22 protein-coding genes and 1 pseudogene are annotated in these 19,875 nt (G+C 69.6%); 11 read left to right on the forward strand and 12 right to left on the reverse strand.

Annotated elements, in window-relative coordinates; translation table 11 throughout:
• Positions 1-84 precede the first annotated feature (84 nt).
• Both OG289_RS29310 and OG289_RS29315 read right to left on the reverse strand, forming a co-directional pair.
• Positions 85-327, reverse strand: a complete 243-nt coding sequence (locus OG289_RS29310) for a DUF397 domain-containing protein (RefSeq protein WP_327317042.1) — start codon at positions 325-327, stop codon at positions 85-87.
• Complete coding sequence (locus tag OG289_RS29315) at positions 324-1,139, reverse strand: helix-turn-helix domain-containing protein (RefSeq protein ID WP_327317044.1); 816 nt, start codon at positions 1,137-1,139, stop codon at positions 324-326. The genes OG289_RS29310 and OG289_RS29315 overlap by 4 nt, the downstream gene beginning before the upstream one ends.
• 113 nt (positions 1,140-1,252) lie before the next feature.
• Between OG289_RS29315 and OG289_RS29320 the strand changes: the two genes are divergently transcribed.
• Complete coding sequence (locus OG289_RS29320; protein WP_327317045.1) at positions 1,253-1,657, forward strand: ATP-binding protein; 405 nt, start codon at positions 1,253-1,255, stop codon at positions 1,655-1,657.
• Between the two features lie 109 nt (positions 1,658-1,766).
• On the opposite strand, the gene OG289_RS29325 is transcribed toward OG289_RS29320, so the two are convergent.
• The 3 genes and pseudogenes from OG289_RS29325 to argS all read right to left on the reverse strand — a co-directional run bounded on the left by OG289_RS29325 (position 1,767) and on the right by argS (position 4,214).
• A complete protein-coding gene (locus tag OG289_RS29325; protein WP_327317046.1) occupies positions 1,767-1,913 on the reverse strand; it encodes a hypothetical protein in 147 nt (48 codons plus the stop codon).
• A 186-nt stretch (positions 1,914-2,099) separates the two neighbouring features.
• Positions 2,100-2,390 (reverse strand): annotated as a pseudogene (locus tag OG289_RS49765) (DUF2690 domain-containing protein); the annotation flags it as partial.
• 54 nt (positions 2,391-2,444) lie between these two features.
• Positions 2,445-4,214, reverse strand: coding sequence for an arginine--tRNA ligase (argS, locus tag OG289_RS29330; protein WP_327317047.1), 1,770 nt, complete (start codon positions 4,212-4,214; stop codon positions 2,445-2,447).
• Between the two features lie 142 nt (positions 4,215-4,356).
• On the opposite strand from argS, the gene lysS reads away from it, so the two are divergent.
• Positions 4,357-6,135 carry a lysine--tRNA ligase gene (lysS, locus tag OG289_RS29335; RefSeq protein WP_327317048.1) on the forward strand — a complete coding sequence of 593 codons (1,779 nt, stop codon included), beginning with the start codon at positions 4,357-4,359 and terminating at the stop codon, positions 6,133-6,135.
• A gap of 113 nt (positions 6,136-6,248) precedes the next feature.
• Here lysS and OG289_RS29340 read toward each other — a convergent pair whose 3' ends face one another.
• From OG289_RS29340 to OG289_RS29350, 3 genes are all read right to left on the reverse strand, one after another.
• The gene (locus OG289_RS29340) at positions 6,249-7,586 is read right to left on the reverse strand and encodes a DUF2637 domain-containing protein (protein WP_327317049.1); all 1,338 of its coding nucleotides are present in this window, start codon (positions 7,584-7,586) and stop codon (positions 6,249-6,251) included.
• Positions 7,587-7,662: 76 nt separating this feature from the next.
• Complete coding sequence (locus tag OG289_RS29345; protein WP_327317050.1) at positions 7,663-8,637, reverse strand: DUF3558 domain-containing protein; 975 nt, start codon at positions 8,635-8,637, stop codon at positions 7,663-7,665.
• Positions 8,638-8,755: 118 nt separating this feature from the next.
• Positions 8,756-9,595: a DUF3558 domain-containing protein gene (locus tag OG289_RS29350; protein ID WP_327320834.1), complete on the reverse strand. Its 840-nt coding sequence runs from the start codon at positions 9,593-9,595 to the stop codon at positions 8,756-8,758.
• A 204-nt stretch (positions 9,596-9,799) separates the two neighbouring features.
• On the opposite strand from OG289_RS29350, the gene OG289_RS29355 reads away from it, so the two are divergent.
• Positions 9,800-10,993, forward strand: a complete 1,194-nt coding sequence (locus OG289_RS29355) for an RtcB family protein (RefSeq protein WP_327317051.1) — start codon at positions 9,800-9,802, stop codon at positions 10,991-10,993.
• A 76-nt stretch (positions 10,994-11,069) separates the two neighbouring features.
• Here OG289_RS29355 and OG289_RS29360 read toward each other — a convergent pair whose 3' ends face one another.
• Positions 11,070-12,326, reverse strand: a complete 1,257-nt coding sequence (locus tag OG289_RS29360) for a tyrosine-protein phosphatase (protein WP_327317052.1) — start codon at positions 12,324-12,326, stop codon at positions 11,070-11,072.
• 64 nt (positions 12,327-12,390) lie between these two features.
• Between OG289_RS29360 and OG289_RS29365 the strand changes: the two genes are divergently transcribed.
• Positions 12,391-12,627: a hypothetical protein gene (locus OG289_RS29365; protein WP_327317053.1), complete on the forward strand. Its 237-nt coding sequence runs from the start codon at positions 12,391-12,393 to the stop codon at positions 12,625-12,627.
• Between the two features lie 11 nt (positions 12,628-12,638).
• On the opposite strand, the gene OG289_RS29370 is transcribed toward OG289_RS29365, so the two are convergent.
• Entirely contained in the window at positions 12,639-12,827 is a 189-nt protein-coding gene (locus OG289_RS29370) for a hypothetical protein (RefSeq protein ID WP_442818969.1), read from the reverse strand.
• Positions 12,824-13,600 carry an SDR family NAD(P)-dependent oxidoreductase gene (locus OG289_RS29375; protein WP_327317055.1) on the reverse strand — a complete coding sequence of 259 codons (777 nt, stop codon included), beginning with the start codon at positions 13,598-13,600 and terminating at the stop codon, positions 12,824-12,826. The genes OG289_RS29370 and OG289_RS29375 overlap by 4 nt, the downstream gene beginning before the upstream one ends.
• A 190-nt stretch (positions 13,601-13,790) precedes the next feature.
• On the opposite strand from OG289_RS29375, the gene OG289_RS29380 reads away from it, so the two are divergent.
• The gene (locus tag OG289_RS29380) at positions 13,791-14,231 is read left to right on the forward strand and encodes an ester cyclase (RefSeq protein ID WP_327317056.1); all 441 of its coding nucleotides are present in this window, start codon (positions 13,791-13,793) and stop codon (positions 14,229-14,231) included.
• Between the two features lie 66 nt (positions 14,232-14,297).
• Here OG289_RS29380 and OG289_RS29385 read toward each other — a convergent pair whose 3' ends face one another.
• The gene (locus tag OG289_RS29385) at positions 14,298-14,633 is read right to left on the reverse strand and encodes a YnfA family protein (protein WP_327317057.1); all 336 of its coding nucleotides are present in this window, start codon (positions 14,631-14,633) and stop codon (positions 14,298-14,300) included.
• Between the two features lie 144 nt (positions 14,634-14,777).
• On the opposite strand from OG289_RS29385, the gene OG289_RS29390 reads away from it, so the two are divergent.
• The 6 genes from OG289_RS29390 (at position 14,778) to OG289_RS29415 (ending at position 19,799) form a co-directional block, all read left to right on the forward strand.
• On the forward strand, positions 14,778-15,257 hold the full coding sequence (locus tag OG289_RS29390) for a hypothetical protein (protein WP_327317059.1): 480 nt from the start codon (positions 14,778-14,780) through the stop codon (positions 15,255-15,257).
• Between the two features lie 101 nt (positions 15,258-15,358).
• Positions 15,359-15,832, forward strand: a complete 474-nt coding sequence (locus tag OG289_RS29395) for a MarR family winged helix-turn-helix transcriptional regulator (RefSeq protein ID WP_327317060.1) — start codon at positions 15,359-15,361, stop codon at positions 15,830-15,832.
• A gap of 32 nt (positions 15,833-15,864) precedes the next feature.
• A complete protein-coding gene (locus tag OG289_RS29400; RefSeq protein WP_327320835.1) occupies positions 15,865-16,938 on the forward strand; it encodes a permease in 1,074 nt (357 codons plus the stop codon).
• A complete protein-coding gene (locus tag OG289_RS29405; protein ID WP_327317061.1) occupies positions 16,935-17,690 on the forward strand; it encodes a TIGR03943 family putative permease subunit in 756 nt (251 codons plus the stop codon). The genes OG289_RS29400 and OG289_RS29405 overlap by 4 nt, the downstream gene beginning before the upstream one ends.
• 421 nt (positions 17,691-18,111) lie before the next feature.
• Entirely contained in the window at positions 18,112-19,203 is a 1,092-nt protein-coding gene (locus tag OG289_RS29410; RefSeq protein ID WP_327317062.1) for an LLM class flavin-dependent oxidoreductase, read from the forward strand.
• Positions 19,200-19,799, forward strand: a complete 600-nt coding sequence (locus OG289_RS29415) for an FMN reductase (protein WP_327317063.1) — start codon at positions 19,200-19,202, stop codon at positions 19,797-19,799. The genes OG289_RS29410 and OG289_RS29415 overlap by 4 nt, the downstream gene beginning before the upstream one ends.
• Positions 19,800-19,875: the final 76 nt, after the last annotated feature.

Raw genomic sequence — 19,875 nt, forward strand, 5'->3', positions numbered from 1 at the left:
ATACGGACGTGGCGGAACTACGGGGCAGGTCGCAGGAGACGTCCCCCGACTCGGGCGTCTACGTCGTGACCGACCCCCCCAGGGTCAGCGTGCGGAGGTGAACGCGACCCAGGCCCTGGGCCCGACCCGGAGCACGGGACCGTCCTCCAGGTCGTTCTTGGAGTCACGGATGTGGATGGTGGTGGGGGTGGGGGCGACTTCCAGGCACTGGCCGCCTTCGTCGCTGCTGTAGGTGGACTTGTGCCACGCAAGGGCGACTTCGAGGCAGGCGCCACCCTCGTCGCTACTGTAGGTCGACTTGGACCACTGAAGTGCTTCGGCGCTCATTGCTCTCCTAGCAGGCTGTCGAGCAGGCTCACGGACTCCTGGGGCGTCAGGGCCTGTGCTCGCAGCATCGCATATTTGCGCGCCAGCCTGGACACCTCATCCGGGTCGGAAACCCACTGGCTGCCACGCTGCGACTCGGCGTACGCGAGGTGATGGTGGTCCGGGGTTTCGAGGAGGGTGAAGGGTCCGGCCGTCCCGGCGTTGAACGGGCTGCGCATCGGCAGGAACTGCAGGGACAGGCAGGGTAGTTCGGCTGCTTCCCGAAGGTGGCGCAGTTGCTCTGCACGCATCTCCGGCTCCCCGATCCCCAGATACAGCGCTGGTTCCCACACCACGAAGCTCAGGGTCGGCGGGCTCTGGCGGTGCAGGATCGCCTGGCGAGCGAGACGTAGTGCCGTGTTCGTCTCGATCTCGTCCTCTCCGTACGCAGGAACCCTGTTGCGGAGGACGGTTCGGATGTACGGCTCGGTCTGGAGCAGGCCCGGCAGGACCGCGTTGTCGTACCAGGACAGCGCGATCGCCTCCCGCTCGTGCTCCATGTACAGCTCCGCGAACATCGGGAACTGGTCGACCTCCGGCAGGTTGGCCACGCCCGTCGCCAACATCCCCTTCGTGTCGAGGATTTCGTCCAGCAGGGCCGCCAGGTCCGGCTTCAGAGCCCGCCTGCCCTGCTCGATCGACGCGATCGTCTCCTCGTCCAGCTTGACGAGTTCGGCGAGGCCGATCTGGGTGTGGCCTGCCTGGCGTCGGGCCGTGCCGAGCTGTTTGCCCAGCATCTTCATGGTCGAGAGGTTCTTCTTGCGCTGGCTCATGGTGATGCCGATCCCCCTGTGTGCCTGCCCTTGACCCGGTAGCAACCCGTACAAAAAAACCGTACGGGTTCACCGGGTGATCAACGGTAGTCACTCTCCGCAACCCTTGTCCCGTGAACGAGACCATCCAACTTCCGCCCCTGCGCGAGAGGTTCTTCCGGCGTGAGCGGCGTTCCGTGCCGGCCGCGCGGCGGTACGTCTGCGAGACGCTCGCCGGGTGGGGGCTCGCCGAGAGCCCGCGCGCCGACGACGTGCTGCTCTGTGTGAGCGAGCTGGTGACCAACGCGCTGCTGCACGGCGTCCCGCCCGGCCGTCAGTTCCTGCTGTTCCTGCGGTACGACGGGCGGGTCCTGCGTCTCGAGGTGCATGACAGCGGGCCCGGCGTGCCCCGCATCGTCGGCGAGCGGGACGAGGGCGGGCGTGGGCTGGTGCTCGTCGCCGCGCTGAGTGACAGGTGGGGGGTGCGGGAGCGGGAGCTCGGCAAGGTGGTGTGGTGCGAGTTCGCGGGACCGCTCTAGGGGGCGTGCCCCGGGAGTCCCTGGCGATCGTCGTCGTCGCCATGGGCGGGCTGTACGGCTCCTGGCCGGCCGCCGGACAACCGACCGGACGGGAGGGAGCGGTCAGCGGTCAGCGGGACTTCCTCGCTCGCCACAGGTGCGTCAGCCAGATGCCCGCGCCGATCGTCGGGAGGACGACCGCGGCCGCGACGAGCAGGCCCAGGGATCCGGTGACCAGCATGGTGAGCAGGGCGTCCCCGGGTGAAACGTCTTCCAACTGCCGCTCCTCACACTCATGTTCCTCGTGGGACGCGTGAGTGCGGGGAGTCGGTTCCCTTCGGCGGAACCAGGGCCTGTCCGCCGGACAGGCCCTGGTGCACCCTGGCCTCGAAGCACTCCTTCCTGTCGCCCGTCGCGGGCAGGAAGGAGCCTGGACGACGGTTCCCGTGCGGGTCGCCGCCATGGGGGTGTGGACGTACGTGTCCGCCTCGGCGCGGTTCCTCACCCGGGCGACGCGGCCCCGCAGTTCGGCCCCGTCGCCGATCCGGGCGCCCCACATCCGTACCCAACTGGTCCCGCACACCCCGCTGTACCGCAGTTGGACCGAGGCCCCCGTGGCGGTGACGTGCTTGGCCAGGGTTTCGGGCCCGCCGCCGCAGTTCATGACCGCCGGGTTCTTGCCCGCGCAGCCGGTGTCCCGGCAGCGCGGGCCGGCGGCGGACGGGGACGCCGACGGTCGTGCCACCCCGCTCACCGTGCGGGAGGAGGAGAAGGTGCGTCGTAGCGTCGTTTCCGTTTCCGGGCCGGCTCAGAGCTTTCCGGGTGTCCGGATGCCCAGCAGGGCCATGCCCAGGTGGAGGGTGCGGCCCGTCAGGTCGACCAGGAACAGGCGGTTCTCGACGACCTCCGGCGCGTTGTCGGGCGACAGCACGTGGCACTGGTCGTAGAACGTCGTCAGGTGCGAGGCCAACTGGTACAGGTACGCCGCCAGCTTGTGCGGGGAGTACTCCGCCGCGACCTCCGCCACCAGCTCGCCGAACTGGTCCAGGTGCAGGCCCAACGCCCGCTCCGCCGGGGCCAGTTCCAGCTCCGGGTGGGCGGCCGGCCTGGCCTCGCCCGCCTTGCGCAGGATTGACTGGATACGGGCGTACGCGTACTGGAGGTAGACCGACGTGTCGCCGTTCAGCGAGACCATCTGGTCCAGGTCGAACTTGTAGTCCCGCACCGCCGACGTCGACAGGTCGGCGTACTTCACCGCGCCGACGCCCACGTACCGGCCGTTCTCGACGACCTCCTCGTCCGTCAGGCCCACCTTCTCGCGCTTCTCGCCGACGACGGCCGTCGCCCGGTCGACCGCCTCGTCGAGGAGGTCGACCAGCTTCACCGTCTCGCCCTCACGGGTCTTGAACGGCTTGCCGTCCTTGCCCAGGACCGTGCCGAACGCCAACTGGTGGGCCTTGACGTCATCGTTCAGCCAGCCCGCCCTGCGCGCCGTCTCGAAGACCATCTTGAAGTGCAGCGACTGACGGGCGTCCACGACATAGAGCAGCGTGTTCGCCTTGATGTTGAAGACGCGGTCGCGGATCGCCGACAGGTCCGTCGCCGCGTAGCCGTAGCCGCCGTCGGACTTCTGCACGATCAGCGGGACCGGGTTGCCGTCCGGGCCCTTGACGTCCTCGAAGAACACGCACAGCGCGCCCTCCGAGCGGACCGCCACGCCCGACTCCTCCAGGAGACGGCAGGTCTCCGCCAGCATGTCGTTGTAACCCGACTCACCGACGATGTCCTCGTCCCGGATCTCCATGTCCAGCTTCTCGAAGACCGAGAAGAAGTAGATCTTCGACTCGTCGACGAACTTCTGCCAGATCGCGAGCGTGTGCGGGTCGCCCGCCTGGAGGTCGACCACCCGGCGACGGGCCCTCGTCTTGAACTCCTCGTCGGAGTCGAAGAGCTTGCGGGCCGTCTTGTAGAGACGGTCGAGGTTCGACATCGCCTCCTCGCCGCTCACCCGCGACTCCTTGTGGTCCAGCTCGTGCGGGTGCTCGTCCAGGAACTGGATGAGCATGCCGAACTGGGTGCCCCAGTCGCCGATGTGGTGACGGCGCACGACCGTCTCGCCCGTGAACTCCAGGATCTGCACCACCGCGTCACCGATGACCGCCGACCGCAGGTGACCGACGTGCATCTCCTTCGCCACGTTCGGCTGGGCGTAGTCGATCACCGTGGTGCCGGGGTGCTCGGCGTGCGGGACGCCCAGGCGCTCCGCGTCCGCGTACCGCGCCGCCAGGTTCTCGGTGATCGCCCGGTCGGTGATCGTCACGTTCAGGAAACCGGGACCGGAGACCTCGATCTCCTTGATCACCTCGCCGGTGACGACCTGCGCGACCACCTGCGTCGCCAGCTCCCGCGGGTTCGCCTTCGCCTTCTTCGCGAGGGCCAGGATGCCGTTGGCCTGGAAGTCGGCCCGGTCGCTTCGTCGCAGCAGCGGGTCGGCGGTGCCGGCCTCCGGCAGGGCTGCCGTAAGGGCCGTCGCGAGACGCTGGTGGACCGAAGCGGTGAGGGACGTGACCGGGGCCATAGGAGTGGGTGCCGTTCTCCTCGTGGGGATGGATAGACACGGCCAGTATCCCATGGGGGGTAAAGCGGTTTTCCCGGGCGCATGCCGGTCTGGGAGAATGGCGCCGTCAGCAAGCCTTCCGAGCAACTCAGAACAAGAGGACGTGCCGATCGTGGCTCAGAGCACCGAGACCACCGACTGGGTCTCCCGTTTCGCGGATGAGGTCATCGAGGAGTCGGAGCGCCGAGCCCCCGGCAAACCTGTAGTCGTAGCGTCCGGGCTCTCCCCCTCCGGACCCATCCACCTCGGCAACCTGCGCGAGGTCATGACCCCGCACCTCGTCGCCGACGAGATCCGCCGCCGCGGGCACCAGGTCCGCCACCTGATCTCCTGGGACGACTACGACCGCTACCGCAAGGTGCCGGCCGGGATCGCCGGCGTCGACGAGTCGTGGGCCGAGCACATCGGCAAGCCGCTGACCTCCGTCCCGGCCCCCGCCGGATCGGCTTACCCGAACTGGGCCGAGCACTTCAAGGCCGCGATGACCGAGGCGCTCGCCGAGCTCGGCGTGGAGTTCGACGGGATCAGCCAGACCGCCCAGTACACCGCCGGCGTGTACCGCGAGCAGATCCTGTACGCGATCGCCCACCGCGCCGAGATCGACGCGATCCTCGACCAGTACCGCACCAAGAAGGCCCCGGCCAAGCAGAAGCAGCAGAAGCCCCTCGACGAGGCCGAGCTCGAGGCCGCCGAGGGGTCCGGCGCGGCGAGCGAGGACGACGGCTCGTCCGGGGCCGGGTCCGTGGGGTACTTCCCGTACAAGCCGTACTGCGGCAACTGCGAGAAGGACCTCACCGACGTCACCTCCTACGACGACGACACCACCGAGCTGTCGTACACCTGCACCGCCTGCGGCTTCGCCGAGACCGTCCGGCTCAACGAGTTCAACCGCGGCAAGCTGGTCTGGAAGGTCGACTGGCCGATGCGGTGGGCGTACGAGGGCGTCGTCTTCGAGCCGAGCGGCGTCGACCACTCCTCGCCGGGGTCCTCGTTCCAGGTCGGCGGGCAGATCGTCGGGATCTTCGGCGGCAAGCAGCCCATCGGGCCCATGTACGCCTTCGTCGGGATCAGCGGGATGGCGAAGATGTCGTCCTCACGCGGTGGCGTGCCCACCCCGGGCGACGCGCTGAAGATCATGGAGCCGCAGCTCCTGCGCTGGCTGTACGCCCGCCGCCGTCCCAACCAGTCCTTCAAGATCGCCTTCGACCAGGAGATCCAGCGGCTCTACGACGAGTGGGACAAGCTCGACGCCAAGGTCGCTGGGGGCACCTCCCAGGCTATTGGCACTGGGGGAGGCTCCGCCCTTCCGGCGGACATCGCCGCGCACTCCCGTGCCGTGCGGACCGCCGGCCACGAGCTGCCGCGAACGGCGCGACCGCTGCCCTACCGGACGCTGGCCTCCGTCGCCGACATCACCGCCGGGCATCAGGACCAGGCGCTGCGGATCCTCAGCGAGCTCGACCCCGAGAACCCGATCGGGTCACTCGACGAGGCCCGGCCGCGGTACGACAAGGCCGAGGCGTGGATCAACAACCACGTCCCCGCCGACCAGCGCACCATCGTGCGCGAGGAGCCGGACGCCGAACTGCTGAAGTCCCTCGACGAGGCCTCCCAGCAGTCCCTGCGGCTCCTGCTCGACGGGCTCGCCGAGCACTGGTCGCTGGACGGCCTCACCCACCTCGTCTACGGCGTCCCCAAGGTCCAGGCCGGATTCTCCGCCGACGCCACGCCCAAGGAACTCCCGGCGGAGATCAAGACCGCCCAGCGGACGTTCTTCGCGCTGTTGTACCACCTGCTGGTGGGGCGTGACACGGGGCCGCGTCTGCCCACGCTGCTGCTCGCGGTGGGACAGGAGCGGGTACGGGCCCTGCTCGGGGAGTAGGGCGGGCAAGGAGAACAAGCGAAGCAGGCGCCAAGGAAAAGGGGCCCTCCGGCGAGAGGGCCCCTTTCCCATGTCCTTCTAGCTCGTCCAGCTCGTCAAGCTCTTCAAGCTCTTCAAGCGATGTGGTCTTCTTGCAGTTCCGCCGTGTGGCGGTTGGTGAAGCGGTTGACCATGCGGTCGGCTTCGCGCTGCGGCAGCGTGACGCCGTACGTCGCCTCCACGTCGTTCCTGAGCTGGCCCGAGGTGGGGTAGCTGCCGTCGATCGACTTCTTGAAGACCAGGTAGTAGTCCTCCTCGGTCGGCTCCGGGGGGCCGCCGCCCTCACCCAGCTCGCGGCTGCGGCCCGGGACCACCGGAATGGGGAACGAGCCGGTCTCCTCCGGAGAGGGCTCCTGCGCCGGGGGCTCCTCCTGGTACTGGTCCGCGTACTGCTCGGCCTGCTGCTGCTCCTCGTACCACTGGGCGTACTGCTCCGAGGGGTCGTAGGTGGGGTCGTAGCCGCCCTGGTACGCGACCTCGTGCGGCGCCTGGAACCAGGGGTTCTGCTCGTCCTCGGGCGGCGTCGGCGGCTGCTGGCCGAACTGCTGCGCCTGTTGGGCCTGGGCCTGGGCCTGGGTCTGGGGCCGCGGTTGTTGCTGTTGCGGTAGCTGCTGCACCGGGGCCGCCGCCAGTTCCTGCGGCTCCTGCTGGGGCGCCAGCGCCGGCGCCTGGGTCTGCGCCTGCACCTGCGCCTGCACCGGCATCGGGGGCAGCAACGCCGGCTCTATGCCCGCCGCCGCCAGGCCCGCCGGGGCCGTCTCCGCCAGCGGGACGCCGTAACGGGCCAGCCGCAGCGGCATCAGCGACTCCACCGGAGCCTTACGACGCCACGCCCGGCCGAAACGGGAACGCAGCCTCGCCTGATAGACGAGACGTTCCTGCTCCAGCTTGATCACCTGGTCGTAGGAGCGCAGCTCCCACAGCTTCATACGACGCCACAGGAGGAACGTCGGCAGCGGTGAGAGCAGCCAGCGCGTGATGCGCACGCCCTCCATGTGCTTGTCCGCCGTGATGTCCGCGATCCGCCCGATCGCGTGCCGCGCCGCCTCGACCGCGACGACGAACAGGATCGGGATCACCGCGTGCATGCCCGTACCCAGCGGGTCCGGCCAGGCGGCCGCACCGTTGAACGCGATCGTCGCCGCCGTCAGCAGCCACGCCGTCTGACGCAGCAGCGGGAACGGGATACGGATCCACGTCAGCAGCAGGTCCAGGGCCAGCAGGACGCAGATACCCGCGTCGATGCCGATGGGGAACACGTAGGAAAAGTTCCCGAAGCCCTTCTGCAGGGCCAGCTCCCGGACGGCGGCGTACGAACCGGCGAAGCCGATGCCGGCGATGATCACGGCGCCGGTCACGACCACGCCGATGAGAACGCGGTGCATCCGGGTCAGCTGTATTGGCGCGGACACCCGTACTCCCCTCCCCTTGCGTGTTCTTGCGCGCAACAGGGTGGCACATGTGTGCGGCGCACGCGTTGCCGGACTGTCAGCTCTTCGCCGAGGCGGAAGCCTTCGGAGCCGCCGCGGCCGCCTTGGACGCCGACGCCGACGCCGACGTGGAAGGCGTCGCCTTCGCCGACGGGGAGGCCGACTTCGAAGGAGCCGGAGCGGACGGGCTCGAGCTCGACGTACCCGAACTCCCGCTGCCACCCTCGCCGTTGGCCGACCGCACCGCGGCGACCGCCTCCTTCACCGCCTTCTCCGCCGACTTCGTCAGGGTGTCCGCGCTCGGCGTCTTGTCGCCCGCCAGACCCGCACCGTTGTAGTCCAGCGTGACGACGACGTTCTCCACCCGCGCCACGACCGACTGCTGTTTGAAAGCGCCTTCCGACTTCTTCAGGTCGTACCGCACCAGCGTCGCCTCGTCGCCCGTACCGGCGACCGGCGTCGCCTTCGTGTTCTTCGCGCCCGCCACCGCCTGCGCGTCCTTCACCTGCTTCGCGTAGTACGTCTTCGCCTGCGACTCACCGTCACCGGTCGTCGCGTCCGACTCGAAACGCAGCAGGGACACGTTCAGCCAACGGAACTGCGAGCCCTTCACGCCGTTGTTGGCCAGGCTCGACCAGGAACAGTTCGCCCGCGCGCCGGTGTCGCTCGACGTCCCCTCCTTGCCGGACGTCACCCCCTTCGGCACCAGCTCCGTCAACGTCTTCTTCGACAGCACCGCACACGCCTCGGGCAGCGTCTTGTACGCCGCCGCCTGCACCGTCGGCGCGGCGCTCGCGGCCGAGTCGTCGCCCGAACCCGAACCGGTGGAGGCACTGGTGTCCTGCGCGTCCTTGCCGGAGTCGGAGCCGGAGTCCGAGGAGCAGCCCGCGGCGATCAGCATCACCGGGACAGCCACCGCGGCGGCCAGGAGGCGGTTCAGCCCTCCGGCACGCATCACGCGCTCGTCACGCTGCTCACACTGGTCAAACTGGCCGTCTCGCTGGGCTCGTCGCTGCATGGTTCCTTCACTCATGACGCTCGTGGTTCCTGCGGTCGGATCGGGTCCGAGGGGCCACCGTACGCGGTGAAGAAGCTGTGCGGTTCCGCTTCAAAGGCTTTGCGGGGGCGAGCCCGACGAGGCCGAAGTGCCCTCAACCGGCCAGGGAGTCGGCCAGCTGCGCGGCCAGTTTCCGGGCCTTGTCCTGCATTTCCTTGCTGTCCGGGACCACACCGACGGTCGCCGGCTGCTCCTCGTACTCGATCGTCACGATGACGTTCGACGTGCGGAACGCCACAGTCACCGTGCGCTGCTTGGCCGTCGAACCGGAACTGCTGAGCGCGTCGTCGACGAACGCCTCGTCGCCCAGATCGTCCAGGAGACGGGGCTGGAGGTCGGCGGGGGTGAGGGTGGAGGAAGCCGAGGGGGAGGCGGAGAGGGATGCGGAGGGGGAGGCCGAGGAAGAAGGGGAGGGGGAGGTGGTGGTGGCTGTTGCCGCCGTCGTCGCCGAGCCGGAGGGGGTCGCGGTCGTGGAGGGGACGGGCACCGGGAGGTCGGCGGCGGTCACCTGCTGCGCGAAGAGGGTCTCCGCCTGGCTGTCGTCGCTGACCGCGTTGTCGTAGGAGACGACTCGCTCGAAGTCGACGAGGAGATGGTCGGTGGCGTTCGTCGACTCCACCTTCCAGCGGCAGCCCACCTTGCGGTCCGTGTCGTACGTCAGCGTCGCCTCGCCCGCGTAGGCCGTCGTGCGCTGGGTCTCGTCGGTGAGCTGCTTGATGCCGGGGAGGAGGGAGTCGAGCGTGGACCGGCTGACGACACCGCAGGCCTCCGGGAGCGTGGTGTACTTGCCCGGCTGCGCGGCGGCGGTGGACGTGCCGGGCCGGCCCGGGTTGGAGTTGTCCGTCGAGCCGCCCTCCTCCGAGCCGCCGGTGCAGCCGGCCAGCAGCGCCGCGAGGAGCGCGACGACGCCGGGTACGTACGCCTTCCGCTGCACGGTCGGGCTCCTCTCGACGGTCACGTCATGATCGTGGTCCAGTGTCCCCGCTGGTTATTCGCTTGCCGGGCGGGGGTGGCCCCTGCAGACAATGTGTATCGCACGCAACACCGTGGATGCCGGTCCGCCGTCCCCTTTCATTGACCTTGGCCCTGGTTTTGCGACTTAGAACTCTAGTCATGTTTCCGGGGGAATGAGGACGATATGTCGTACGTGGAAATGCCGGGCGCGAAGGTACCCATCCGCATGTGGACCGACCCGACGTCGGTCGAGGAGGGGGCACTTCAGCAGCTCCGCAACGTCGCGACCCTGCCGTGGATCAAGGGCCTGGCGGTCATGCCGGACGTCCACTACGGGAAGGGCGCGACGGTCGGCTCGGTCATCGCCATGCAGGGGGCCGTGTGTCCTGCGGCGGTGGGGGTGGACATCGGATGCGGGATGTCGGCGGTCAAGACGTCGTTGACGGCGAACGACCTGCCCGGGGATCTGTCCCGGCTGCGGTCGAAGATCGAGCAGGCCATTCCGGTGGGGCGGGGGATGCATGACAGCCCCGTCGAGCCGGGCCGGTTCCATGGGCTGGCCACTGCTGGGTGGGACGACTTCTGGGGGCGGTTCGACGGGGTGGCCGAAGCGGTCAAATTCCGTCAGGAACGTGCCACGAAGCAGATGGGAACGCTCGGATCCGGCAACCACTTCGTCGAAGTGTGCACGGATACGACCGGTTCTGTCTGGCTGATGCTTCACTCCGGTTCCCGGAACATCGGCAAGGAACTCGCCGAGTACCACATCGGGGTGGCGCAGAAGCTGCCGTACAACCAGGGCCTGGTCGACCGTGACCTCGCCGTCTTCGTCGCGGACACCCCGCAGATGGCGGCGTACCGCAACGACCTGTTCTGGGCGCAGGAGTACGCGAAGCACAACCGCACGCTGATGATGGCGCTCCTGAAGGACGTGGTCCGCAAGGAATTCAAGAAGGCGAAGCCGACCTTCGAGCCGGAGATCAGCGCGCACCACAACTACGTGGCCGAGGAGCGCTACGACGGCATGGACCTGCTGGTCACCCGCAAGGGCGCGATCCGCGCGGGCTCCGGCGAGTACGGGATCATTCCCGGCTCCATGGGCACGGGCTCGTACATCGTGAAGGGTCTCGGAAACGAGAAGGCCTTCAACTCGGCTTCGCACGGGGCCGGTCGGCGGATGAGCCGCAACGCGGCCAAGCGTCGCTTCACGACGACGGACCTGGAGGAGCAGACGCGGGGTGTGGAGTGCCGCAAGGACTCCGGCGTCGTGGACGAGATCCCGGCTGCCTACAAGCCGATCGAGCAGGTCATCGATCAGCAGCGGGACCTGGTGGAGGTCGTGGCGAAGCTGAAGCAGGTCGTCTGCGTGAAGGGCTGACGAGCAGGGTCCCCGGCCTGAGGCCGGGGACCCTGCTCATTTCCGTCAGTGATCGGTGGCGTTCACTCGTGTGGGTTCAGGCGAGTCGTTTCTCCAGCAACGTCACCGCGTAGGGGCTGCCCGAGCCCTCGGTCTTTGAGCGTTGTTCGCCTACGACTTCGTAGCCCGCCGACTCGTAGTACGTGCGCAGGCGGGGGTTGGAAGCAAGGCAGTCCAGGCGGGCGTAGGGGCGGCCTGTTGCGGTGATGCGGGATTCGGCCTGTGCCAGCATCTTGCGGCCGGTGCCGGGTGGGGATGTGTGGGGAGTCGTCATCAGGCGGTGGATGTAGCCCGCGTCGGCGGGGCGGGGGCCCCAGGCCGCCTGGTCGTCCCACCAGAGTTCGAAGGCGCCGGTCGGTGTTCCGGCCGCGTACGTCAGCCAGACCTCGCCCTCGTGCATGCGGTCGACGAAGTGGGCTTCGGTCTTCTCGCCCGGCTGCCATTGCCTTATGCCTCGGGCCAGTTGCCACAGGGCCGCCGTGTCGCGCAGGCGGACCAGGAGGGGGGCGTCCTGGGGTTCCGCCTTGCGGTAGGTCAACTCGGGCCAGGTGGTGGGCGTCGGCTCCAGGAGGTTGGTGCGGAGGGTCGTCGTGAGGGCCTCCGCGTTCATGCCGAGGGCCTCCGTCACGTACGCCTCCAGTGAGCCGTAGCGGGCCCTCAGCGCGGCCAGGAACAGGCGCATCACCGATTCGGGGGCCCGGGCGAAGGCCGGCCAGGTGGGGGAGCGGCCCTCGTTGCGGGCTCTCCAGTCGGCCAGCAGGGCCGGTGTCGCCAGTTCCGTCAGGGTGAAGTCCTCGATGATCACCTCGTCGGGGACGCCGAGGAGGCCCAGGATCAGGGCGGCCAGTTGGCCGGTGCGGTCCTTGCCCGAGGCGCAGTGGAAGACCAGGGGGTCCGGGGACTCCGCCACCAGTTCCAGGGCTGTCGCGATCTCCTTCGTGCCGTCCTCCGCCACCTCCATGAAGCGTGCGGAGAGGTAGGGGCCGGGGTCCACGTCCGGGGTCAACGCGGCCTGGTTGTAGGGGCGGTGCTCGATGCTGAGGTTCTGGTAGGTGAAGGAGTCGTGCTCCGGGATCCGCCCTCTCGACTCCGCCTCCCAGGGGTGGCGCAGGTCGATCACCGTGCGGATGCCCAGGGTCAGGAAGCGGTCCCAGTCGGGGCTGTCCGGTTTCAGTTTGCCGAGGGAGTCCGTGCGGAACAGCAGGCCGGGGCGGACTCGGTGGCCCGTGCCGGTCGGATATCCGCCCAGGTCGCGGAAGTTGTGCAGAGTCTCGAAAGGGATGTGTCTGTCCACGGGCAGGACTTTATGGCGGGTGGGAACCGGAGCGCGCTGCGGCGCTGTCACCCGCCGTCTACCGGTGGCTGGAACGCAAACTCCACCAGGTGCCCCCGGGCATCCGCCGCAACGTCGAAGCCCGGGCTGGAGTTCCGTCTCGGCGACCTCGATTCTCGTCGGCGCCGGGAAGCGGGGCTACGCGACGACGCGGGACATCCACGCGGAGGGCCGGGACGAGAGCGACGCCGAGATCGTGATCATCCCGGCGAACGCCGTCGCCGCCGTCGACCCGACTGCAAGGGGCCGTAGTCGTCCGTAGTCCCCGGGGGTCTACTTCGCGTGCCGTACCGCGTAGATCATCACGAACGCCACGATGTGGATGCCGAAGAGGAAGTAGGCCAGGAAGACCCACATGTGGCGTTCGTTCTTCGTCTCCTGGATCAGGCGGGCCTGTTCGAACGACTTTGCCTGCTCGTCCTGCTCGTCCCGCCCGTCCGTTTCGTTCTGCTCGGGCATCACAGCTCCCTGTGGACCTTGGTGTTCGACGCCTGGGCGCGGGGGCGCAGGACGAGGAGGTCGACGTTGACGTGGCTGGGGCGGGTCACCGCCCAGGTGATGGTCTCGGCCACGTCGGAGGCGGTGAGGGGGTCGGCGACGCCCTCGTAGACCTTGGCGGCCCTGTCCTCGTCGCCGCCGAAGCGGGTGAGGGCGAACTCGTCGGTCTTGACCATGCCGGGGGCGATCTCGATGACGCGGACCGGTTGGCCGACGATCTCCAGGCGGAGGGTCTCGGCGAGGACGTGGGCGCCGTGCTTGGCGGCGACGTAGCCCGCGCCGCCCTCGTAGGTGCCGAGACCGGCGGTGGAGGACACCACGACCACCGTTCCGTCGCCGCCGGCCACCAGCTTCGGGAGCAGGGCCTGGGTGATGTTGAGGGTGCCGAGCACGTTCGTCTCGTACATGGTGCGCCAGTCTGCCGGGTCGCCGGTCGCCACCGGGTCGGCGCCGAGCGCGCCGCCCGCGTTGTTGACCAGGACGCCGATCGTCTTGAAGGCCGTCGCGAACTCGTCGACCGCCGCGCGGTCCGTCACGTCCAGCTGGTACGCCGTCGCCGAGCCGCCCGCCTGGGTGATCTCCTCGGCGAGGGACTCGATGCGGTCCTTGCGGCGGGCGGTGAGGACGACCCGGTAGCCGGCCGCGGCGAGCTGCCGGGCGGTGGCGGCGCCGATTCCGCTGCTCGCACCGGTGACGACGGCGATGCGGGACGCGGCGGACGGTGCGGCGGTGGCCATGGGTTGCTCCTCGTGCGGGGCGGATTCGTACGGCCAGGATAGGCGGGCGGGGTGTGGGGCCGGTCGGTGGTCTCGCCCTGCGGTCGGTACGGAGAGACGGGGAGAGACAGGGGAGCCGGGTGGGAGAGCAGGGGGAGGGGGAGCGTGGGACGATGAAGAGGGTGATCCTCCAGTCTTCCGGAGGTTGATCATGGGACAGGCGCGTGAGGTCATGGACCGGCTCACCGAGGCGCTGACCTCGAAGCCGGACCTCAGGGTCATCGGGGAGCTTTTCTCGGAGGATGCCGTCGCTCACACCCCTGACGGCGGGGAGATCCACGGGCGCGACGGCATCGTCGCGTACTGGCGTCAGATGACGGACGCGGTTCCGGGGGCCTCGTTCGAGTCGGTGCACGCGTACGAGATCGGCAACACGGCGATCGACGAGGGGTTCTACAGGGGCCGGAACACGGGGCCGATCCAGTTGCCGTCCGGGGACTCGTTGCCCGCGACGCAGAAGGAGGTCAGGATCCGCGGGGTGGATCTGGCCACCGTCGACGAGAACGGTCGGATCGCCGACTACCGGCTCTACTTCGACGAGATGGAGTTCCTGGGGCAGTTGGGGCTGCTGCCCGACGAGCTGCCGTCCTGATCGGTCCGTTCCCTTCTGTTCCGGCCAGGTCCGGCCAGTTCCGTTCGGTTCCGGTCGTCGTCCCGGTCAGTCGCCTCGTGGTGCCCACATGATCACGGCCATGCCCGCGAGGCAGATCAGCGCGCCCGTCACGTCCCAGCGGTCGGGGCGGTAGCCGTCGGCGACGGCGCCCCACAGGATCGAGCCGGCGACGAAGATGCCGCCGTACGCGGCGAGGATGCGGCCGAAGTGGGCGTCGGGCTGGAAGGTGGCGACGAAGCCGTAGGCCCCGAGGGCGAGGACGCCGCCGGTCGCCCACAGCCAGCCTCGGTGCTCGCGTACGCCCTGCCAGACCAGCCAGGCGCCGCCGATCTCGAAGAACGCGGCGACGACGAAGAGGGCGGCCGAGCGGAGGATGAGCATGGCCGCAGCTTCGCACGGCGGTGCGCTGTCACCTGTTGGAGGGCGCCTGCGGGGCGCTCCGCGTGGGATACATCCCCTTCGTACGACCCGTACGACCCGTACGACCCGTACGACCCGGGCGGTTTCTCATCGAGGAGTGGTGGCATGCGCAGGATGCGGGGTCTCGCGGTGTGGGGTGCCGTGCTGGCGGTGGGGACGGGCGTGGGCGTCTCGCCCGCGCGGGCCGCGGGGGACGCGACCGAGGCGGACCTGTCGTACCACGGCTTCGCGGTGATGGACGGCGGGCGGGTCGACGTACGTCTGACGCCGCGCAATCACGGTCCGGCGGATGTCGCCGACTCGACCGTGCGGGTGCGGTGGTCGGTGCCGTGGGCGGCGGGGGAGCCGCGGTTGCCCGTGGGGTGCGCGCGGACGGGGCGGCAGGAGGTGGTGTGCCGGACGGGGGCGTTGGCCGCGGACGGGCTGGGGGAGCAGATCGCGTTGCGGGTGTGGCTGCGGGGGCGTCCGACGGAGGTGACGATGGACGTCGAGACGGTGTGGGGTGGTGGGGCGGTGGACCGCAACCGGTCCAACGACCGGCAGCAGGTGCTGGTGCTGGACACCGGGGACGCGTACTTCTTCTGACCCAAGAGCTTCTTCCGACCCCTCGGCTTCGTCCGATCCTGGGGCTGGTGCGTCGTACGATCTGCGGACGGCGCCGACGGAGGCGTTCACGAAGGGATGCGATGTCCGGGAACGTGCGGTCGCGGCTGCTGGACGAGCTGTCCGTCGTCTCCCGCCGGTATGTGGCCGCGTATGCCCTGTTCAACCAGGCTCTCGCGGACCGTCTCGGTCTGCATCCCACCGATCTGCAGTGTCTGAACCTGCTGATACTGGAGCGGGAGCCGGTGACGACGGGCCGGGTCGCGGAGCTGACGGGGCTGACCACCGGGTCGGCGACCCGGCTGGTGGACCGGTTGGAGCGGGCGGGTTACGTCGTCCGGCAGAGCGACGCGGCCGACCGGCGGCGGGTGCTGGTGGCGACGGTGCCGGAGCGGATCGCGGAGTTCGGGCGGATGTGGGAGCGGCTGGGCGGCGACTGGATGCCGCTCTTCGAGGACCTGGCCGATGCCGAACTCGCGGTGATCGTGCGGCACATGCGGCGGACGGTGGAGTTCGGCGCCGAGCAGGTCACACGGTTGCGGGAAGGCCGGGTCTAGGGGGCGGGATGCGGGAGACGGGCACGGGCAGCATGGGCACGGACATACGGTCGCGGTCGTCGTCGTCGTCGGCGGCGGCGGCCGAGGGGGTGGCCGAGGAGGCTGCCGGGAGGGTTGCCGAGGAGGCGCGGAGCAGCGGTCCTGGTCGTGGGCTGCCGCGGCACTGGCCGCTGTTGCTGTTGGGGGCGGCGGTGGCGCCGGGGGCGTTGCTGGTGGTCGTGGGGCGGTCGTTGGACGAGCCTGCGGTGCAGGCGTGGCGGACGGTGTGTCTGGCCGTGACCGTGCAGGCGTTGCCGTTCCTGCTGCTGGGGACGGCGCTGTCGGGGGCGATCAACGCGTTCGTGCCGGCGCGGGTGTTCAGCCGGCTGCTGCCGAGGCGGGCGGCGCTGGCCGTGCCGGTGGCGGGGATGGCGGGGGTGGTGCTGCCGGGGTGCGAGTGTGCGTCGGTGCCGGTGGCGAGCAGTCTGATCGGGCGGGGGGTGACTCCGGCGGCGGCGTTCGCGTTCCTGCTGTCGGCGCCCGCCGTGAACCCGGTGGTGCTGACCGCCACGGCTGTCGCCTTCCCGGGGAGTCCGGAGATGGTGGTGGCCCGGTTGCTCGCGTCGCTGGTCACGGCCGCCGTGATGGGCTGGCTGTGGCTCTGGCTGGGGCGGGAGGAGTGGCTGAAGCCGGCGGTGCGGCACACCGGGCATGTGCCGGGACGCAGTCGTTTCTCGGAGTTCCGGCGCGGTTTCCAGCACGACTTCCTGCACGCGGGGGGTTTTCTCGTGGTGGGGGCGATGGCGGCGGCGACCTTCAATGTGGCGGTGCCGCGTTCGGTGCTGGACACGTTCACCGGTTCGCCGTGGCTGTCGGTGCTGTTTCTGGCGGTGCTGGCGATCGTGCTGGCGGTGTGCAGTGAGGCGGACGCGTTCGTGGCGGCGTCGCTCAGCGGGTTCTCGCCGGTGGCGCGGCTGGCGTTCATGGTGGTGGGGCCGATGGTCGATCTGAAGCTGATCGCTCTCCAGGCGGGGACGTTCGGGCGGGCCTTCGCGGTGCGGTTCTCGGCGGCCACGGCCGTGGTGGCGGTGGTGTGCAGCGCGGTGATCGGAGGGGTGCTGTTGTGAAGCGGTTCGCGCAGGTGGGGCTGTTGGTGCTAGGGGGGCTGGGGTTGTTGCACACCTCGCTCTTCACGGACGAGTACCTGCGGTTCGTGAAGGAGGGGATGCGGCCGCTGCTGATCGCCTCGGGGGTGCTGTTGATCGGGCTGGGGGTGGCGGAGGCGTGGGCTTCGCCCTCGAAGGAGGTGCACGAGGAGCACGAGGAGCACGAGGAGCACGGCCACGACCACGATCACGGCCACGACCACTCCGGTGTGCCGCGTGTTGCCTGGCTGCTGTTCCTGCCGGTGTTGAGCCTGCTCTTCTACGCGCCGCCCGCCCTCGGGTCGTACACCGCCTCCCGGGAGCCCGCCAAGGCTGTCGCGGTGCAGGAGGACGACTTCGATCCGCTGCCCGCGACCTCGCCGCTTCCGATCACGCTCACCGAGTTCACCCAGCGGGTGCAGCAGGACCGTTCGCGGGCCATCCAGGGGCGTACGGTCCGGATGACCGGGTTCGTGACCCCTGCCGACGGGGACAGCTGGTATCTCACCCGGATCATCATCAACTGCTGTGCGGCGGACTCGACGACGCTGAAGGTGCGGGTGTACGGGGTGGCCGCGCCGAAGGTCGATACCTGGGTGACCGTCGAGGGGGCCTGGCACGAGGGTGGGGTGCTGGGGACGTCGTCGGCGGCGGCCGCGGTGGACGCGCGGAGTGTGCTGAAGGTGCGGAAGCCGACCAACTCGTACATGGACGCGTTGCCCCTCACCGCTTAGCTGTCCGCCCCTCCGCGTGCCGTACCCGTACACCGGGATCAGGGGGCCGTTTCTCGTTCACGGGCACCGGGCTGTTCGGGCGGCGCTGCCCTTACCCCCGTCAGGTCTCATCGGTTCGTGGAAGAGGCGTACGCGGGCGGCTCGGTCTGCCGCTCGGTCGACAGGCCGTGCGCCTCGGGATGCCGGTACCGGCCTTGCTCCTGCCCAGACTCGTGCGCCGGGGTCGCTCGGTGCCCGGTGCCCGGTGCCCGGTGCCAGGTGCCAGGTGCCAGGTGCCAGGTGCCCGGTGTTCCGGTTTCCGGCGTCCGGGCGGCCGTGTCGGGGTGCGCGCGGGGTGCGGGCGGTCGGCGGAATAACGGGGAGGGGGTGGCCGTTGGAGGGGTATAGTTGAACGGTCAACAACTTTGGAGGGTGAGCGACCATGCAGTTCGGGATCTTCACGGTGGGCGATGTCACGCCGGACCCGACGACGGGCCGTACGCCGACCGAGCGCGAGCGGATCAAGGCCATGGTCGCCATCGCGCTGAAGGCCGAGGAGGTCGGCCTCGACGTGTTCGCCACCGGTGAGCACCACAACCCGCCGTTCGTGCCCTCGTCCCCGACGACGATGCTCGGGTACATAGCCGCGCGGACCGAGAAACTGATCCTCTCCACCTCCACCACCCTCATCACCACCAACGACCCGGTGAAGATCGCCGAGGACTTCGCGATGCTCCAGCACCTGGCCGACGGGCGCGTCGACCTGATGATGGGGCGCGGGAACACCGGGCCGGTCTATCCCTGGTTCGGGCAGGACATCCGGGAGGGCATCAACCTCGCCGTCGAGAACTACGCCCTGCTGCGCCGGCTGTGGCGCGAGGACGTCGTCGACTGGGAGGGGAAGTTCCGCACCGCCCTCCAGGGGTTCACCTCGACCCCGAGGCCGCTGGACGACGTCCCGCCGTTCGTCTGGCACGGGTCCATCCGCTCGCCCGAGATCGCCGAGCAGGCCGCGTTCTACGGCGACGGCTTCTTCCACAACAACATCTTCTGGCCGGCCGACCACACCAAGCGGATGGTCGAGCTGTACCGGGCCCGGTACGCGCACTACGGGCACGGGACGCCGGAGCAGGCGATCGTCGGGCTCGGCGGGCAGGTGTTCATGCGGCACAACTCGCAGGACGCGGTCCGGGAGTTCCGGCCGTACTTCGACAACGCGCCGGTCTACGGGCACGGGCCGTCCCTGGAGGACTTCACCGACCAGACCCCGCTGACCGTCGGCACGCCCGAGCAGGTCATCGAGAAGACGCTGAAGTTCCGCGAGTACGCCGGTGACTACCAGCGGCAGCTGTTCCTCCTGGACCACGCGGGGCTGCCGCTGAAGACCGTGCTGGAGCAGCTCGACATGCTCGGCGAGGAGGTCGTGCCGGTGCTGCGCAAGGAGTTCGCCGTCGGGCGGCCGGCCGAGGTGCCGGAGGCGCCCACCCATCAGTCCCTGCTGGCGGAGAAGGAAGCCAAGGAGGTCGTGGCATGAAGCTCGTCGTCGTCTCGGCGGGGCTGAGCGTCCCGTCGTCGACCCGGCTGCTGGCCGACCGGCTGGCAGCCGCGACCGCCGGGCGGACCTCGGCGGAGGTGGAGGTCGTGGAACTGCGCGACCTCGCCGTCGAGATCGCGCACAACCTCACCAACGGCTTCCCCGGGCGGAAGCTGGCGGCCGCGCTGGACGCGGTGACGGCGGCCGACGGGCTGATCGTCGTCACGCCGGTGTTCTCCGCCTCCTACAGCGGGCTGTTCAAGTCGTTCTTCGACGTGCTCGACCCGGAAGCGCTGGCGGGCAAGCCGATGCTGATCGCCGCGACGGGCGGGTCAGCGCGGCACTCGCTGGTCCTGGAGCACGCGCTGCGGCCGCTCTTCGCCTACCTGCGGGCCGTCGTCGTCCCGACCGCCGTCTACGCGGCCTCGGAGGACTGGGGCGCACAGGGGCTGCCCGAGCGGATCGAGCGGGCGGCGGGTGAGCTGGCGGCGCTGATGACGGGACTGTCGGCGGCCGGGCCGGCGCGGCCGGTGAAGGACGAGTTCGAGGTCGTCCCCTTCGCCGAGCAGCTGGCGGCGCTGCGGCCCGCAGGCTGAGAACCGTCGGCTGGTTGCCCGCGGCAGAGTGAGAGGCCAGTAAGAAGGCCGGCGGAAGGAAGATCATCAGGTCGCC

The organism is Streptomyces sp. NBC_01235 (genome assembly GCF_035989285.1).
GTDB lineage: Bacteria > Actinomycetota > Actinomycetes > Streptomycetales > Streptomycetaceae > Streptomyces.

Coding starts and splice junctions, on each gene's coding strand:
- OG289_RS29400 (WP_327320835.1), top strand. CDS start 15,865: ATGGGCACGGACATACGGTCGCGGTCGTCGTCGTCGTCGGCGGCGGCG.
- OG289_RS29390 (WP_327317059.1), top strand. CDS start 14,778: ATGCGCAGGATGCGGGGTCTCGCGGTGTGGGGTGCCGTGCTGGCGGTG.
- OG289_RS29385 (WP_327317057.1), bottom strand. CDS start 14,633: ATGCTCATCCTCCGCTCGGCCGCCCTCTTCGTCGTCGCCGCGTTCTTC.
- OG289_RS29395 (WP_327317060.1), top strand. CDS start 15,359: ATGTCCGGGAACGTGCGGTCGCGGCTGCTGGACGAGCTGTCCGTCGTC.
- OG289_RS29345 (WP_327317050.1), bottom strand. CDS start 8,637: ATGAGTGAAGGAACCATGCAGCGACGAGCCCAGCGAGACGGCCAGTTT.
- OG289_RS29315 (WP_327317044.1), bottom strand. CDS start 1,139: ATGAGCCAGCGCAAGAAGAACCTCTCGACCATGAAGATGCTGGGCAAA.
- OG289_RS29310 (WP_327317042.1), bottom strand. CDS start 327: ATGAGCGCCGAAGCACTTCAGTGGTCCAAGTCGACCTACAGTAGCGAC.
- OG289_RS29375 (WP_327317055.1), bottom strand. CDS start 13,600: ATGGCCACCGCCGCACCGTCCGCCGCGTCCCGCATCGCCGTCGTCACC.
- OG289_RS29355 (WP_327317051.1), top strand. CDS start 9,800: ATGTCGTACGTGGAAATGCCGGGCGCGAAGGTACCCATCCGCATGTGG.
- OG289_RS29410 (WP_327317062.1), top strand. CDS start 18,112: ATGCAGTTCGGGATCTTCACGGTGGGCGATGTCACGCCGGACCCGACG.
- OG289_RS29415 (WP_327317063.1), top strand. CDS start 19,200: ATGAAGCTCGTCGTCGTCTCGGCGGGGCTGAGCGTCCCGTCGTCGACC.
- argS (WP_327317047.1), bottom strand. CDS start 4,214: ATGGCCCCGGTCACGTCCCTCACCGCTTCGGTCCACCAGCGTCTCGCG.
- OG289_RS29380 (WP_327317056.1), top strand. CDS start 13,791: ATGGGACAGGCGCGTGAGGTCATGGACCGGCTCACCGAGGCGCTGACC.